This is a genomic window from Undibacterium sp. Di26W, assembly GCF_049340265.1.
In the GTDB taxonomy this organism is placed as follows: Bacteria; Pseudomonadota; Gammaproteobacteria; order Burkholderiales; family Burkholderiaceae_D; genus Undibacterium.
Window position 1 is genome coordinate 50,480 of record NZ_JBMPOR010000027.1, and the last position, 14,159, is coordinate 64,638.

A 14,159-nucleotide genomic window follows, 5' to 3' on the forward strand; every position below is an offset into this window, starting at 1 on the left:
TCACATATCCAGCGCCAAATACCACTTCGCATCAACTTCTTTTGCCTGTTCCAGTACACGTCGATATTCCTCAAGGTCTTCCAGCACATCGTCGGACGCCTGCAAGCCATGCTGCATATTGTCTATTGCATAGATCACGGCCTCAATATAGGCGATGCCGGCGTCTGCCGTGTGCCAGACAGGTGGAGCCGCATCATCTTCAGGTAAGTCTATTTCTTCGCCCAGCATGTCTGCCATATCCTCAGCAGATTGTCCCATGAAGGATTCCAACCTGGGCAAGTCAGCTTGTTCGCACAATGTATCCAGTTCTTCAATGGCATGGGCAATCGCCTTGCCATTGACGAAGGAATCAAAACCCGGCTCATCGTTATCAAGTACGATGTAATAGGCGACGCTCATGGTTGTCTCTCCTGATTTTAGATATACATCACAAAAAGAAATGATTGCGCTTATTTTATCAGCACTGAAACCGGGAAGTGAAAATACAGATTTCGCCCTGCCCTGCAGCATTTGCTGAAGCAAGTTAATATCATCCAACAAAAAACAGCATCTGGGCCATCTCATGATAAAGATACGTGAAATTGATCATCTGGTATTGCGGGTAGTGGATTTGAATGCCATGCTGCATTTTTACTGCGAGATACTTGGATGCCCGGTTGAGCGCAGGCAGGATGAAATTGGCCTGGTGCAATTGCGCGTCGGCCGGTCGATGATAGACCTGGTACCTGTCGATGGGAAATTGGGGCGCATGGGTGGTGCTGCACCAGGCAAGGAAGCACGCAATCTTGATCACCTGTGTCTGCGGGTTGAGCCCTTCGATGCCGCCAGCATACAGGCATATCTGCACACCCACGGTATTGAAGCCGGCGAAGTTCAGCAAAGGTATGGTGCAGAAGGCGAAGGCCCGTCCATCTACATCAGCGATCCGGAAGGGAATGTGGTTGAGCTGAAAGGGCCACCCGGATAGCAACCAAGCTGAAAATGGAGGGTTTAGTGTGATCGCGCTGCTCCAGCATGTGCTGGAGCAATACATATCGCCAACAGTAGAGTACAGCCTGCGGCTTATTTTGCCACTGCTGCGGTACCGGCATCCGTCTGGGGCAAGCTCTGTGTGACTTTGCCGTTGTCGTCGAGAAAGTTCAACGTGGGCTTACCTTCCGGCGTGACTAGCATCATGATACGCGGCTTGCCCTTGGCGTCGGCCAGGATGATGGCAGAGGATTTGCCACGGGTCTTGCCGACAAACAGGCGATTGGTTTGCTGACCGCCAGCATCTTTCCACTTCTGTAGCAAGGCATCCTTTTCTGGCCCGGCTGGCGCTTTGTCGTAAGCATCGTACAGGTCTGCATAGTCCTTCTTCAAGCCACGGTCATAAATATTCAGGCCGGATTCCATGGTGCCACCACTTTCATAATGACCGAGCGAGAGCTGTTGGTCACCACCGAACCGGTCCATGGACAGATGCATACCCGAGATTGCTCTGCCCTTTTCGTCGGTCTTGCCATCAAAGATGAAACCGCCGTTTTCATCACCAAGCGCATTATAAAATATCATGCCAGGTCTTTGTGGCCCGCTGCGCTTGCCCGGTTTGCCGTCCACAATTGGCTCAGGCACACGCAGATGATTGGCAATCACCATTTCATTCTTGCCCTCCGGGGTCACTATATTGATGCGCTCCACATCGATTTCGGAAAATTTCCCGTGATTTTCCGTTGGTTTGGCGGCTGCCAGCAAGAGTATGGCCAGGCCCGCAGCGCTGACACCCAGGGTCTGTTTCAACAGGCGATTTTGGCGACTTAACTGATGGATGAGTTCTTGTTGTTGGTTCATGGTTTTCCTATGGGAGTTGAACGGACTCTTTCAACTGATGCAGATGAAAGTCTTAGACCAGCAGTTTTTCAAAACCGCAAGATGTAAGATGCAAGAGATGCTAAGCTAGGAAAATTTCGCCCCCAAGCCAGTTGCGACCAGTGGTAATAACCTGGGATCGAATGGTAGCAGCCGAGATTAAACGGGAGCGAAATCTTGAACAGAAATGCAACTCCCCCATGAATGAAAATAAGTCGCACACCGTGAGCTATCAACTCGTCAGCGTATCCCTGGAACACCTGCGTGATCTGGAACGATCCGTCATACCCGCTACGCTGAACTACCATCTCGCCACGGATGCACTGCCACCTGCTTTTGTGGCGGCCCGTGCATTGTCACAAATTGATGCGGGTGCGCCCGCTTACTGGTGCAGCACTTTTTATATCGTATCGATTGAAGACCGCCTGATCGTAGGCAGTTGCGGATTCAAATCACCACCGCAGAACGGCCGCGTAGAAATTGGCTATGGTATCTCGCCGGAATGCAGAAGGCAGGGAGCAGCCAGCGCTGCCGTGCGTAGCCTGTTGCAACTGGCTTTTGCGGGTGGCGCAACTAATGTTCTGGCGACAGTCAGCCCAAATAATCTGGCATCGACCAGGGTAGTGCAAAAACTAGGATTTGAAAATAATGGTAATGCGGTGAATGATCAGCAAGAACTGCTGACACACTGGCTGGCAATAAAACTGTCTGAGACTATCTGAAAAATAGAATACGGGGCTTATTTTTTACCATTCCCCAGTGCCTGTTCCATGATCTTTTTCTTGAGCTCTTCTTCACCAGGTTCTGACGCAGCAGCCTGCGATGCCAGGCTTTTAGCGGCTTCCATCCCTCTGGCATCATGCAGCTTGACCTGACGAGTAGTGGGATTGGTATCGGTGCACAGTGTGTCTGAATAGACGGTCTTGCCATTGATGGTGCAACGGCGTACACCTTCCTCTACAGTCGCAGCCTGACGCAGGCCGGGGGCGCTGCTGCTATTGCTGCTGTTGCTATTGCCAGGCAATTGCACGCCAGTGGCATTTTTCAATTCATTCGTGATGACATTGGCCGACTTACCCCAGCGTGCCCACATCTCTGGCATGGGCAGATGACCATTGCGCATGTAGTACAGCAAACCCATGGACAACAGCGCCACCAGCATGGAGACGATGGCTACTGCAATCAGGCTGATGCCCCTTTGATGACGTAGACTCATGGCAACTCCGCACTATTCATTCGTTGCAAAATCACTTCACTGCGCCTTTGTAAATACCCGGAACCCTGGTTCTTATCAAAATACCGTGGCTTGGGCAACATGACTGCCAGTCGGGCCGCCTGGGATGGCCCCAGATTGGCCGCGCTGGTACGGAAGTAATGTTGCGCTGCAGCTTCAGCACCAAACACGCCTACACCCCATTCTACGACATTCAGGTAAATTTCCAAGATGCGTTGCTTGTCCATGCATTTTTCCAGCATATAGGTAATGATCAGTTCTTCACCTTTGCGAAAATAGCTGCGTTCAGCCGACAGAAACAGGTTTTTAGCCAGTTGCTGGGTAATGGTGGAACCGCCTGAAACAACCTTACCTTTCTTTTGATTTTTTTCGTAAGCCTTTTGCATGGCTTCCCAATCCACACCTTCATGATCGACAAAACTGTCATCTTCGGATGCAATGACGGCATGTTTCAGGTTATTGGAAATGCGGTTATAGGGCACCCATTTATGCTGGAGCTTGAAGTCCGGCTTCTTTTCCTGCAAGACATCAAGCTGATGGCGCATGAAGCTGGTGGAACTGGGATTATGATCAATCCACCACCATATCTGCACCAGGAAATACGCCTGCACCAGCGTGAATAGCAGCAGGGGCATCAACAGCAGCCAGAACAAGAGGCGACCCAGGAGTTTCATCAGCCATTCACCTGCATGGCGGCACGCATTTCTGCCAGCACTACATCACTTGGCGGGCGTACCCCACGCCACAGTGCGAAGGCTTCTGCCGCCTGCTCTACCAGCATGCCCAGGCCATCACGGCATTGTGCGCCATGGCTGGCGGCAAAGCGCAAAAAGCTAGTGGGTGCAGCGGCATACATCATGTCATAAGCCAGGGTAGTGTCTGTGAACAAAGCTGGCGACAGCGGTGGCACATCATCATTCAGGCTGGCCGAGGTAGCATTGACGATGACATCCGCAGCCTGATCAATGTCTTCAAAACGACAGGCTTGCAGTGTGCAGTTACCGGCCAGCTTGTGTGTCTGTACCAGCAAATCCTGCGCCTTGGCCAGCGTGCGATTGGCAATCAATAAGACTGCCGGTTGTTCCTGCAACAGGGGCAACAGGGCACCACGCGCGGCACCACCGGCCCCCAGCAAAAGAACACGTTTGCCACGCAGGCTGACACCGGCATTCCGCACGATATCGGCCACCAGGCCTATACCGTCGGTGTTATCACCATAAATGCGGCCTTGCTCAAACTTCAGGGTATTGACAGCACCGGCCGCTTGGGCGCGCGGGCTTAGTTCGTCCGCCAGGGCAAAGGCTTCGAGCTTGAACGGCAATGTCACGTTCGCCCCCTTGCCACCTGCCTTGATAAAATCATGCACACTGGCTGTAAAACCATCCAGTGGTGCCAACAGGCGTTGGTAATCAATATGCTGCACCGTCAGTTCGGCAAAGCGGGCATGAATGGCGGGTGATTTGCTGTGTGCGATCGGGTTGCCGATAACGACATAGGCATCCGACCTGGTATCCGTGGTCTTCAACTTTTATCTCCGCGCAGTTCCGTTTCAAGTTGCAGTTCACGGGTAAACTTGAAGCGGGTAATCACTACCCACAAGTCATCCTTGTCGGTAGAACGCATGTTTTGCGGAAAACGTCCGAATGGGGCTGACCGTCTGACAATACGCAGGGCGGCAGTGTCAAGGGCTTTGTCACCAGAAGATTTTTCTATGCGCGGGCCACCCTCTTTTTCATAGATGGTGCCATCCTGGAAAATCGGGATATAGACGATCAATTCGCCATACAGCTTCTTGCCATCTTTTTGCGGAAAGTTCAGCGTGCCGGTATCTTCGATACGTTTTTGCATCGCCTTGTAATAAATCGCATACCCGGCTTTTTGCGTACTCGGGGTAATAAAGGTTTTACGCGGGCGCTTGTTCTGGTCTTCTATGGTTTGAGAAATTTCTGCCGCCATGCGTGCCAATGCTTGCGAGGTATCCACCTGATCTGACCCGGTGGCGGGCTTGCGGCTATCATCCAGCGGCTTTTTTTCTTGCTGTGGCAAGCGGAATATTTCCTTGCGCTTGGCCTGGTCTATCAATTGCTGTTGTTGCTGCTCCAGTTCAGCAATACGGCGCTTGGTGGTTTGAGCACTGTCGCCATCTTCTGTCTTGCGCATATCCGGCAAAGGGGATTTGCTGCGACCACTGTCATGGGCACCGCCGCCATCCAGATCAGCCTGGGCTAATGCCTCGGCCTTCAAGGGTGCCTTGTCGTGCTTGGCGTTGACCAGTATGACTTCCAGCCCCGGGTCTGCTGGCCGGCTTTCTTCTGGCCTTGGGGCGACGAAATGCAATAGCAGCAGGGTCGCATGGATGACCAGTGAAATGATGACGGCAACGGTCAGTATCAACTTGTCGAAAGTTGTTTTCTCAGGCTGCTTGTCTTTAAGTTTTGTTGACGGCATCGGTGATTGATCGGTCTGGCTATTCATTAATCTGCTTGTGGCTGCTCGGCAGTAGGTTCATCGCTTTTATCTACTACTGCACTGGCGTCCGCTATATCAGCGGCTGCACCATCTTGTTCCGTGGTGGGTATTTCTTCCATCACTTCGGTAGTATCTTCATCCAGTTCTTCATCTTCACCCAGTTCGGTGACGGTGGACAATAATTCCAGCAGGCGGGCTTCCACCGTGAGATCGACTTCATCCCAGCGCAAAATATCCAGCCTGACCTGGGCACCGCGTGCGGTTTGCGGCATGCCCGGCAAACGAATGATGAGGGGAATATCGACCAGACGCAAGACTTCATCCTTCAATACCACAGCTTCCACCTGGCGCGCTTCTTCCTGTCCCAGCCAGCGCAGGCACCAGTAACGTTCCATATTGTTCTGGAAATCGGCATAAGCCGCATAGGCTGCATCAAAACCGGAGACGATGGCGAACAGGTCGGCATCCTTGGGTTTGAACGGCGCAACCAGCGGTGCAGTCACGCCATGCTGTACACAGGCGATGATTTGCCATTGATTCACCAGATCGGTATAGCGACGCAGCGGTGAAGTACTCCAGGCATATTGATCCACGCCCAAGCCCTGATGTGGCGCTGCATGGGTCAGCATGCGCACCTGCATACGTGCCGCCCAGCCACCAGGGCCACGACCACCGGCCACACCCTGGGCCCGGTAAATGCCAGGAATGCCATGGTCAGCCATGAGCTTGCCCCAGGTGCTGTTGGCAAAGATCATCAGTTCGGCCACGATCTTGTCCAGCGGTGCACCACGCTTGCGACGGACGATGGAGACCACGTCATCTTCGACATAAAAATTGAAATCGACGCGGTTATTCTGTTCCGGCTTCATGCCAAAGCTTTCGCGCTTGAGCATGCGGCCCTGCTCCAGCACCTGCGCCCATTTCCACAATTGGGCAATATCTGCCTTATGCGGATACTCGCCAGCATCGTTCGCCAGGTTGTCTTCTGTCACCAGCTCATCAAGGTCATTGTGGCGCAGATTGCTGGCCATGGGAATAGCTTCCAGCTTGGTTTCGGTACTGATGACAGAGCAGTCTTCAGTATTCAGGGTTGCATACAGGGACAAGGCGGGGCGGGTCTGGCCAGCACCGAGGGTGTAAGTTTCTACCAGTTCATCCGGCAGCATGGTGATCTTGTCGCCAGGCATATACACGGTGGACATGCGGCCACGTGCTATCTGGTCGAGTGCGTCGCCACGCTGTATGCCCAAGGCAGGGGCGGCGATATGTATGCCGACGCGCAATTGCCCATTGCCGATGTCAACGACAGAAAAAGCATCATCGATCTCGGTAGTGGTGACGTCATCGATAGAAAATGCCTGTACATCGGCAACCGGCAAATCCGTTGGCAAGGCCGGGACCGTGATGGCCGGGAAAGCCACACCCTTGGGGAAGTGCTCGTAATGAAACCTGGCCAGGTGCAGATGCTTGGGGCTGGCGATGCCGCCGGTTGCCAGCATCAGACGTTGCGGCGACATTTGCATGACGTCGCAGGCTTCTGCCAGGGCTTTGTATTCAATACTGTTTTTATCTGGCTTGAACAAAAGCTGCAAGGCCAGCGGCTTCATGACATCGGGCAGGTGGTTTTGTTTCAGTTCTTCCACATAACCAACCTGTATCAGGGCTTGCTGTTTTTTCTTTTCTATACCAGCCAGCGCGGCTTTCAGTGCTGCTTCCGGCGCGGCCTTGTAGCGGCCACGACCTTTTTTGTAGAAATAAATGGGGGCATTATGCAAGGCCAAAATCAGCCCTGCAGCTTCCACCGGTTGCGGTGCATGACCAAAATATTCAGCGCCAAGTTCGGCAAAGCCAAATTCGTCCTGACCCGCCACTTCCCATAAAAATTCCAGGTCTATCTCGGCTGCTGCAGCTTTGGCCTGCTCAATCAGGCTGACAGGATCAGGGGAAGCGAATTGCAACAGCACGTCCTTGGCCTTGACCTTGGTGCGCTTGCCGCTGGCCATCTCGACCTGATACGCCTCACCAGCCTGCGTCATGAGACTGCCTGCCTTGAAATCACCGGATTCTTCGAAAAATAAATTCATTCAATACTTCTTTAATTAAGACCAAAAAGCTCAACACAGAGGCACGGAGGTACAGAGAAAAGCAAGAGAAAATCTTTGTACTTTTTTTACCCTGCTATTGCCAGTCCATCTTGGTTGAGACGTTTGTTGTTTCTATTCTTACTTTGCTTTATCAGCAAAGCGGAAATCATTCAAATACTTATCTATTACCCTCCCCTTGAAGGAGAAGGCTAGGGTGGGAATGGGGTTCGGTTGATTAACTACTTATTTCGTTTGCTGAAGAACCCCCATCCCAACCTTCCCCTTGAAGGGGAAGGAGCTTTATATATTGCGGCTCGCGTTTTGGCCAAACCAGTTTGTCACAAACGCCGCTGGCCCGCCAGCCCGGTGGATCGCCACCCGGTGGACCGCCACCCGGTGGATCGCCACCCGGTGGATCGCCACCCGGTAGATTCCTGCCTTCGCAGGAATGACGACTTTGAGAAAGCGACTTCATTAGTACGATAGGGCCGTGACGTCTTTTTTGCATTTCTCTGTGCCCCTCTGTGACACCTCTGTGGTGTAGCAGAGGTTTCGAACGGCATGCCGTTCGTCTGCGTAACGAAGGCTGCCTGCAAGCAGCCTTTCCTTTCTCTGTGTTGAGAGGTCTTAATGCTTTTCAACAATCCGCAAACCCTCAACCCCAGGCAAAAACACTTCCGTCACCAGCAAACACCCACTCTTGCGCCAGAACAGGGAACGGCGCGCGAGCATGCCAGGTACGCCTGCCAGTTCTGGCTGCCTTGCCACGATGCGGCGTATCAGCGGGTGGCTTTGGCGTAGTCTGGCGTAACTCAATTCGCCCCTGGCTACCAGCGGATCATTGAACAGGGTACTACCCAAAGACTTTTCACCCAGGGCATGAAACAATGGCCATTCATTGGCTGTCGCTGTCTGCGGCACTACAGTGTGTCCATACACCATGGCCACACCATCACAGCGTAAAAACACTTCCCGCTCATGCACCTTCAAGCTTCTTGGCAAGCCTATGGCAGCATATTCATCCTGCAGGCAAATCGCCTTGTGCTGCGACAAACGCTGTACACGAAACTGCGCGCATCTTGCCATCAGTCTGGCCGTCAAAGAATCGCGATTGCTCAGCCAGTCTTCCATCCTGGCGCTGGCTTGTACGGCATTGACATGCTCCACCCATCTGGCCGCCCGTGGGCGTTGCATCTTTTTCTTCGTTTGCAAAAGCTGTGCTTCCAAATCAGTGCGCCTTGTCACAAAACGCCATGACCATATCGAGACAATCAGCAAATTCGGCAATGCCGTGATCGCTGCCTTCTATTACATATTGTTTTGCAGCCGGGTAATGGGCGACCATTTCACGCCAGTCCAGCACTTCATCACCGGTTGCAGCAATCAGGAAATAGCGTTCGGGCTGGCTGATCTGTTGAACAGCGAGGGAACGCAACTCTGCCACGTAGTCAGCCTTGAATTCAAAGATGCGGTCGTTGTGATAATACGTCGTCACACCGACATAGCTTTCCAGGTCGCGTGGTGGCTTGACGGCCGGGTTTAACAATACTGCCTTGCAGCCATATTTTTCGGCCAGCCAGGTCGCATAATAGCCACCGAGTGAAGAACCAATGATGCTTACCTGTCTGGTATCCTGACCTGCCAGTATCGCTTCTGCCTGTTGTATCGCCAGCAAGGGCGAAGGTGACAGTTCAGGGCAGACAATCTCCCCGGCCCGGCCCAATGCCTGCATGTGTTCACGCATGACGCGCGCCTTGTACGAATCAGGCGATGAGCGAAAACCGTGCAGATACAGGATCATGCCGCCCTGGCCTCGCTGCCATTCTGCTGTGCACGGTTTTGCAGCGCATTCAGCAATTTTTGATGAACACCACCAAAACCACCATTGCTCATGATCAGTACATGGTCACCTGGCCGGGCCTGCCCGACGATGGCCTCTACCAGCTCAGCAATGTTGCTGTGGCAATTGACTTTGTCGCCCAGCGGAGCCAGCGCTTCTGCCAGGTCCCAGCCCAAGGCATCCTTGCCTTCTGCTGCACCAAAACCAAATACCAGATCAGCCTGTTCCAGGCTGCCGGGCAAAGCCTGCTTCATGGTGCCCAGCTTCATGGTGTTGGAACGCGGCTCCAGCACGGCCAGGATACGTGCAGCCCCAACCTTATGCCGCAAGCCGGCAACGGTAGTGGCAACTGCCGTGGGATGATGGGCAAAGTCGTCGATGACGGTGACGCCGTCAGCAATGCCGCGCACTTCCATACGGCGCTTGACACTGATGAACTGGCCCAGCGCTTCGATGGCGATATCCGGCGTGACGCCGACATGGCGTGCAGCGGCGATGGCTGCCAACGCGTTCTGGCGATTATGTTCGCCATTCAGGTTCCAGTGTACGGTGCCTTGCACTTCGTCATTGAAGACGACATCAAAGTCTTCGCCATCCTGCATGACCAGACGCCAGGCCTGATTACCGGCACCAAAAAATTCTTTTTCACTCCAGCAACCGCGCTTCAACACCCGTTCCAGCGAAGCATTATCGCCGTTGACGATGAGGCGACCGACACCAGGTACGGTACGCACCAGGTGGTGGAACTGGTTTTCTATCGCTGCCACATCGGGGAAAATATCGGCATGATCATATTCAAGGTTGTTCAATACCGCTGTCTTGGCATGGTAATGAACGAATTTGCTGCGCTTGTCGAAAAACGCCGTATCGTATTCGTCCGCTTCGATCACGAAAAAATCTGAAGCATGGTTACCCCATAAGCGGGCAGAGATACCAAAATTCAGCGGTACGCCACCGATCAGGAAGCCCGGTGCATAACCGGCATATTCAAGTATCCAGGCCAGCATGGCCGAGGTGGTTGTCTTGCCGTGAGTGCCAGCGACAGCAAGTACCCACTTATCATGCAATATATGGTCACCCATCCATTGCGGGCCAGATACATAGGGCAAGCCCCGATTGAGGATTTCTTCCATCAAAGGGTTGCCACGTGATACCACGTTGCCTATGACATATAAATCCGGCTCCAATGCAATTTGCTCGGCGCCATAGCCCTGCGTCAGGGTGATGCCCTGCGATTCAAGCTGAGTACTCATAGGCGGATAGACATTGGCATCGCAGCCCGTCACCGTATGACCGGCCTCTTTCGCCAACACCGCCAGGCCACCCATGAAAGTGCCGCAGATACCTAAAATATGAATATGCATAATTGAACCAAATTCCAGAATCCCGCAATTCTACCTGAGAGAAGGCATGTTCTTGTCACCACTCGTAACAGAACCTGAAAACCTCTCAACACAGAGTCACAGAGGAGGCACAGAGTGTCACAGAGAAAAATATTAAAAGAATAATTTTTGACAGGCTTGATTTTAGTTTGCCTTTCGGCTGCCCTCCCATGCATCCCCGCGAAGTCATAGCGGGGGCTACATGCCGAATGAAGGCCCCACCCACAAGCAGCCTTGCTCTTCTCTGTATTGAGGGGGCTTACGTATTCAGTTATGATGACCACATGATGATCCATACACCAAACGAAGCCGAAAGCCTGCGGGCTGAGATTGCTGCCCTGGCAGCGCGCATGATCGCCGAAGATGGTGCCGACTATGCCTCAGCCAAGCGCAAGGCCGCCAAGCAACTGCTGGGCAACCAGAAAATCAAGGGCGATATCCTGCCCGACAACGCACAGGTCGAACAGGAAGTGCGCGAATACAATGAATTGTTCTTTGGCGATACCCAGTCTCAGCGTTTATTGCATTTGCGCCAACTTGCCGTCGAACTCATGGAAGAACTCGAACGCTTCCATCCCTATCTGGTCGGAGCCGTGTTGAACGGCACGGCAGGCAATCATTCCGACATTTATTTGCATTTGTTTGCCGACAATACCAAAGAGGTAGCGATTTATTTGCTGAACAAGGAAATGCAGTTTGAAGTATCTGAAAGTTTCAATAATCGTAATGACCGCATAGAAACCCTGAGTTTCATGCACAAGAACGAAGGTGTTCACCTGGTCTTGCACGACCAGGACGACATCCGTAGCGGCCATGGCAAAAGTACGGAAAGAGCAAATCTCCATGCTTTGCGTGCATTGATTGCGGAAGATCAAACTGATCTGGCAGGGGATTGATTTCCCTTTGATAGCTGAGAATTACCTGGCCAGCACGACACTACTCCACTAAGCCCCTGCTTTCAATACTTTACAGTGCCGCCGCCCGCATGCGCGCTATGCGTTGTTCAGTTGGCGGGTGGGTGCTGCTGTAATTCAATGTTGCGCGTAACCAGGCGGGTATTTTGGCACCAGTGCCATGTTGTTTCTGCATGGCTTCCAGTGTATCTGCGAGATGGGAAGGCGATATATTTAGCTGCTTAAGGCGCTCTATGGCATAGGTATCGGCTTCGGTTTCCATTTCGCGTGAATATTCACGATTCAGTAAGGCAGTCGGTGCCAGCGTGGCGACCGAGCTGAAATCGCCAAACAGGCTACCAGCAATGACGGTGATCATGGCATCCCGGCTCAAACGACGCATGGCATGATTTTTTTGTACATGACCAATTTCGTGTGCCAATACACCGGACAATTCATCGGCCAGATAGCCTTCCAATTCATTCCCGCCGTAGCCAACAATCAAATCGATCAATTGATCGGTTACCACCACTGTGCCGCCCGGCAAGGCAAAGGCATTCGCCCCTATCTTGGGTGCATAGCGCACTTCCAGATGAATAGGTACCCTCGCGTCCTTGGGGCGCAAACGCCGCAACAACTGCTCAGCCTTGGCAATTTTTTTGTCACTTAATTTACTGGGTTCCATGAAGGATCTGTCAATCGCGGTCATCAATTCCGCACCCAGAGCCCTTTCATAACTGACAGGAAGTCTTTTGGCAACACTGTCAGCCAAGACCGGCACCCCCCAATCATAGGCAGCCAGCAGCATGCCGCCCATAACAATGATGGCCAGCAGGGCCGCCTGCCATTTTTTTTGCCAGCGCTGCACTTGCGAAGGTTGATGGTTCAGCCATGCCAGCAAACTTTGCTTGTGTGCGGCATCATGGATCTCACAATGACTGCCATCAGCAAAATTCAACACGCAAGGGGCATGCATGAACACTTCGTCGACCTGCAATTCCTGTCTGGGAAAATGCTTGTTCACGCCGTCACCGTTAAGGGTAATAAAAGCGCCTTGCAAATCCAGCCAGATTGGATATAGCCCGCCCCGTTGATGATCAAAATAATTCGCGGAAATCATATCGTCGCCTTTGCTTCAATCACCAGGATAAATCAAAACCAAACAGGTCAGCCGAACCGTCACCTACCGCCTGGCCATGCTGAGGAACATTGCTTGCCAGTACCTGATCAAACTGATCGGCCACCAGGTTGATGTGAGCCAACCGGAATTGATAAACATTTATGACGGCAAATGGCCGGTACAGGCCAAGACTCAGCAAGGTCAGCACCAGATTTTTGGATTGCAGGCGCAAATAGGCAAAATACGGAATCGTAGAGTGAATTTGCACGCCAGGAAACGTGGTGGCATTCCATGATTTATTCCAGATTTTTACTTGCAAAAAACAGCCGCAAATTAAAAATATCAGGTAAACGACCACGACCATCGCCATCACGCCCAAGGCCATCAACCAGCCATAATCATTAGCGTAATGCTTGTAGGCATCAGGATTGAACAATTTGACTGAATACATGGAAATCATGCTGACGATCACCACCAGAGTGACAAAACCGATCAGCGACAAAGCCGCAGCAAAATACGACCAGCCAAAGGCACTGCCGGTCAGTGAACAGCGTGATTCCAGCTTGCCATAAGACAGATTGCCATGCTGGTAAATACGCATGCGGGCATGCAGCCAGGGCCAGGCCAGATAGACCAGAAACGCCAGACCGACATACAGTTTTTGTTGCGGATACAGTACCCCGATCAGACCCGGCAACAGGAACACCAGGGCAACCGGCAAATATATCTGGTAAGACTCGGTCAGCTTGCCATTAAAATCAAAGCGCAATCCACGGAAACTGGTATTGCGCAGGCGGAATTGCATAGCGCTGCGCATCATGAAGGGGATGCCTAACAAGAAGATGATAAACAGCACCAGCGCCACTGTTTTCGACAAGGTGAACAGATAGTGATAACAAAACAGCAGCAGCACAGCCAGCACGCGGCCACGCAAAATGGTTTTGGGATTACCATGAAAATTGAACACCGCGCCATCAAGCTGGGTATTACGGTCAAAATATTGCAACCGTCTTACCTTCGCCCATGCAGAATAAATCCCCAGTGTCGCCAGGCTAAGACAGAGATTAACTATCCAAATACGGAAATATTCACGGCCATTGCCAGTGAAAGTAATTGGATGCATCGCTCGGGCGGGGGCCTGAGCATGAACCAGGTCCTTGATCAGCGATAGATCACCTACGGCGAAAGATGCGTCTGCGACTGATGCATCCGTCCCCAGCGGCACCTGCCAGGGAGCGGTATTGTCTGTGTCTGTGCTTGTTTGCATGCTTTTTTATATTGTAAATTTA

General features: G+C 52.3%; 15 protein-coding genes. 3 read left to right on the forward strand and 12 right to left on the reverse strand.

From position 1 onward, the window contains the following. Positions 1-399 carry a hypothetical protein gene (locus tag ACO0LM_RS24580; RefSeq protein ID WP_423040879.1) on the reverse strand — a complete coding sequence of 133 codons (399 nt, stop codon included), beginning with the start codon at positions 397-399 and terminating at the stop codon, positions 1-3. A gap of 163 nt (positions 400-562) precedes the next feature. Here ACO0LM_RS24580 and ACO0LM_RS24585 point away from each other — a divergent pair, with 163 nt between their 5' ends. Next, positions 563-967, forward strand: a complete 405-nt coding sequence (locus ACO0LM_RS24585) for a VOC family protein (RefSeq protein ID WP_423040881.1) — start codon at positions 563-565, stop codon at positions 965-967. Positions 968-1,062: 95 nt separating this feature from the next. Here ACO0LM_RS24585 and ACO0LM_RS24590 read toward each other — a convergent pair whose 3' ends face one another. Continuing rightward, entirely contained in the window at positions 1,063-1,830 is a 768-nt protein-coding gene (locus ACO0LM_RS24590; RefSeq protein ID WP_423040883.1) for a hypothetical protein, read from the reverse strand. Positions 1,831-2,048: 218 nt separating this feature from the next. Between ACO0LM_RS24590 and ACO0LM_RS24595 the strand changes: the two genes are divergently transcribed. Continuing rightward, positions 2,049-2,570: a GNAT family N-acetyltransferase gene (locus tag ACO0LM_RS24595; protein ID WP_423040885.1), complete on the forward strand. Its 522-nt coding sequence runs from the start codon at positions 2,049-2,051 to the stop codon at positions 2,568-2,570. Positions 2,571-2,587: 17 nt separating this feature from the next. Here ACO0LM_RS24595 and ACO0LM_RS24600 read toward each other — a convergent pair whose 3' ends face one another. The 8 genes from ACO0LM_RS24600 to mpl all read right to left on the reverse strand — a co-directional run bounded on the left by ACO0LM_RS24600 (position 2,588) and on the right by mpl (position 10,839). Then, positions 2,588-3,064: a hypothetical protein gene (locus tag ACO0LM_RS24600; protein WP_423040887.1), complete on the reverse strand. Its 477-nt coding sequence runs from the start codon at positions 3,062-3,064 to the stop codon at positions 2,588-2,590. Then, positions 3,061-3,756, reverse strand: coding sequence for a monofunctional biosynthetic peptidoglycan transglycosylase (gene mtgA, locus ACO0LM_RS24605; protein WP_423040889.1), 696 nt, complete (start codon positions 3,754-3,756; stop codon positions 3,061-3,063). Before mtgA ends, ACO0LM_RS24600 begins: the two co-directional genes overlap by 4 nt. Further along, the gene (gene aroE, locus ACO0LM_RS24610) at positions 3,756-4,607 is read right to left on the reverse strand and encodes a shikimate dehydrogenase (RefSeq protein ID WP_423040891.1); all 852 of its coding nucleotides are present in this window, start codon (positions 4,605-4,607) and stop codon (positions 3,756-3,758) included. The genes mtgA and aroE overlap by 1 nt, the downstream gene beginning before the upstream one ends. After that, positions 4,604-5,530, reverse strand: a complete 927-nt coding sequence (locus tag ACO0LM_RS24615; RefSeq protein WP_423040957.1) for a TonB C-terminal domain-containing protein — start codon at positions 5,528-5,530, stop codon at positions 4,604-4,606. Before ACO0LM_RS24615 ends, aroE begins: the two co-directional genes overlap by 4 nt. Before the next feature lie 26 nt (positions 5,531-5,556). Continuing rightward, positions 5,557-7,635 carry a ribonuclease catalytic domain-containing protein gene (locus tag ACO0LM_RS24620; protein WP_423040893.1) on the reverse strand — a complete coding sequence of 693 codons (2,079 nt, stop codon included), beginning with the start codon at positions 7,633-7,635 and terminating at the stop codon, positions 5,557-5,559. 627 nt (positions 7,636-8,262) lie between these two features. Then, positions 8,263-8,829, reverse strand: a complete 567-nt coding sequence (locus ACO0LM_RS24625) for a chorismate--pyruvate lyase family protein (RefSeq protein WP_423040895.1) — start codon at positions 8,827-8,829, stop codon at positions 8,263-8,265. Positions 8,830-8,863: 34 nt separating this feature from the next. After that, positions 8,864-9,436, reverse strand: a complete 573-nt coding sequence (locus ACO0LM_RS24630; protein WP_423040897.1) for a YqiA/YcfP family alpha/beta fold hydrolase — start codon at positions 9,434-9,436, stop codon at positions 8,864-8,866. Next, the gene (gene mpl / locus ACO0LM_RS24635) at positions 9,433-10,839 is read right to left on the reverse strand and encodes a UDP-N-acetylmuramate:L-alanyl-gamma-D-glutamyl-meso-diaminopimelate ligase (protein ID WP_423040899.1); all 1,407 of its coding nucleotides are present in this window, start codon (positions 10,837-10,839) and stop codon (positions 9,433-9,435) included. Before mpl ends, ACO0LM_RS24630 begins: the two co-directional genes overlap by 4 nt. A gap of 302 nt (positions 10,840-11,141) precedes the next feature. On the opposite strand from mpl, the gene ACO0LM_RS24640 reads away from it, so the two are divergent. Further along, a complete protein-coding gene (locus ACO0LM_RS24640; RefSeq protein ID WP_423040901.1) occupies positions 11,142-11,753 on the forward strand; it encodes a hypothetical protein in 612 nt (203 codons plus the stop codon). 70 nt (positions 11,754-11,823) lie between these two features. Here the strand turns inward: ACO0LM_RS24640 and ACO0LM_RS24645 are convergent, their stop codons facing one another. Both ACO0LM_RS24645 and ACO0LM_RS24650 read right to left on the reverse strand, forming a co-directional pair. Further along, a complete protein-coding gene (locus ACO0LM_RS24645; protein ID WP_423040903.1) occupies positions 11,824-12,870 on the reverse strand; it encodes a M48 family metallopeptidase in 1,047 nt (348 codons plus the stop codon). A 19-nt stretch (positions 12,871-12,889) separates the two neighbouring features. Next, positions 12,890-14,137: a YjgN family protein gene (locus ACO0LM_RS24650; protein ID WP_423040905.1), complete on the reverse strand. Its 1,248-nt coding sequence runs from the start codon at positions 14,135-14,137 to the stop codon at positions 12,890-12,892. Positions 14,138-14,159 lie beyond the last annotated feature (22 nt).

Bases quoted from the DNA above. Each gene is read 5' to 3' on its own strand.
- ACO0LM_RS24580 (WP_423040879.1), bottom strand. From the start codon at position 399: ATGAGCGTCGCCTATTACATCGTACTTGATAACGATGAGCCGGGTTTT.
- ACO0LM_RS24585 (WP_423040881.1), top strand. From the start codon at position 563: ATGATAAAGATACGTGAAATTGATCATCTGGTATTGCGGGTAGTGGAT.
- ACO0LM_RS24590 (WP_423040883.1), bottom strand. From the start codon at position 1,830: ATGAACCAACAACAAGAACTCATCCATCAGTTAAGTCGCCAAAATCGC.
- ACO0LM_RS24595 (WP_423040885.1), top strand. From the start codon at position 2,049: ATGAATGAAAATAAGTCGCACACCGTGAGCTATCAACTCGTCAGCGTA.
- ACO0LM_RS24600 (WP_423040887.1), bottom strand. From the start codon at position 3,064: ATGAGTCTACGTCATCAAAGGGGCATCAGCCTGATTGCAGTAGCCATC.
- mtgA (WP_423040889.1), bottom strand. From the start codon at position 3,756: ATGAAACTCCTGGGTCGCCTCTTGTTCTGGCTGCTGTTGATGCCCCTG.
- ACO0LM_RS24615 (WP_423040957.1), bottom strand. From the start codon at position 5,530: ATGCCGTCAACAAAACTTAAAGACAAGCAGCCTGAGAAAACAACTTTC.
- ACO0LM_RS24620 (WP_423040893.1), bottom strand. From the start codon at position 7,635: ATGAATTTATTTTTCGAAGAATCCGGTGATTTCAAGGCAGGCAGTCTC.
- ACO0LM_RS24625 (WP_423040895.1), bottom strand. From the start codon at position 8,829: ATGCAACGCCCACGGGCGGCCAGATGGGTGGAGCATGTCAATGCCGTA.
- ACO0LM_RS24630 (WP_423040897.1), bottom strand. From the start codon at position 9,436: ATGATCCTGTATCTGCACGGTTTTCGCTCATCGCCTGATTCGTACAAG.
- mpl (WP_423040899.1), bottom strand. From the start codon at position 10,839: ATGCATATTCATATTTTAGGTATCTGCGGCACTTTCATGGGTGGCCTG.
- ACO0LM_RS24640 (WP_423040901.1), top strand. From the start codon at position 11,142: ATGATGATCCATACACCAAACGAAGCCGAAAGCCTGCGGGCTGAGATT.
- ACO0LM_RS24645 (WP_423040903.1), bottom strand. From the start codon at position 12,870: ATGATTTCCGCGAATTATTTTGATCATCAACGGGGCGGGCTATATCCA.
- ACO0LM_RS24650 (WP_423040905.1), bottom strand. From the start codon at position 14,137: ATGCAAACAAGCACAGACACAGACAATACCGCTCCCTGGCAGGTGCCG.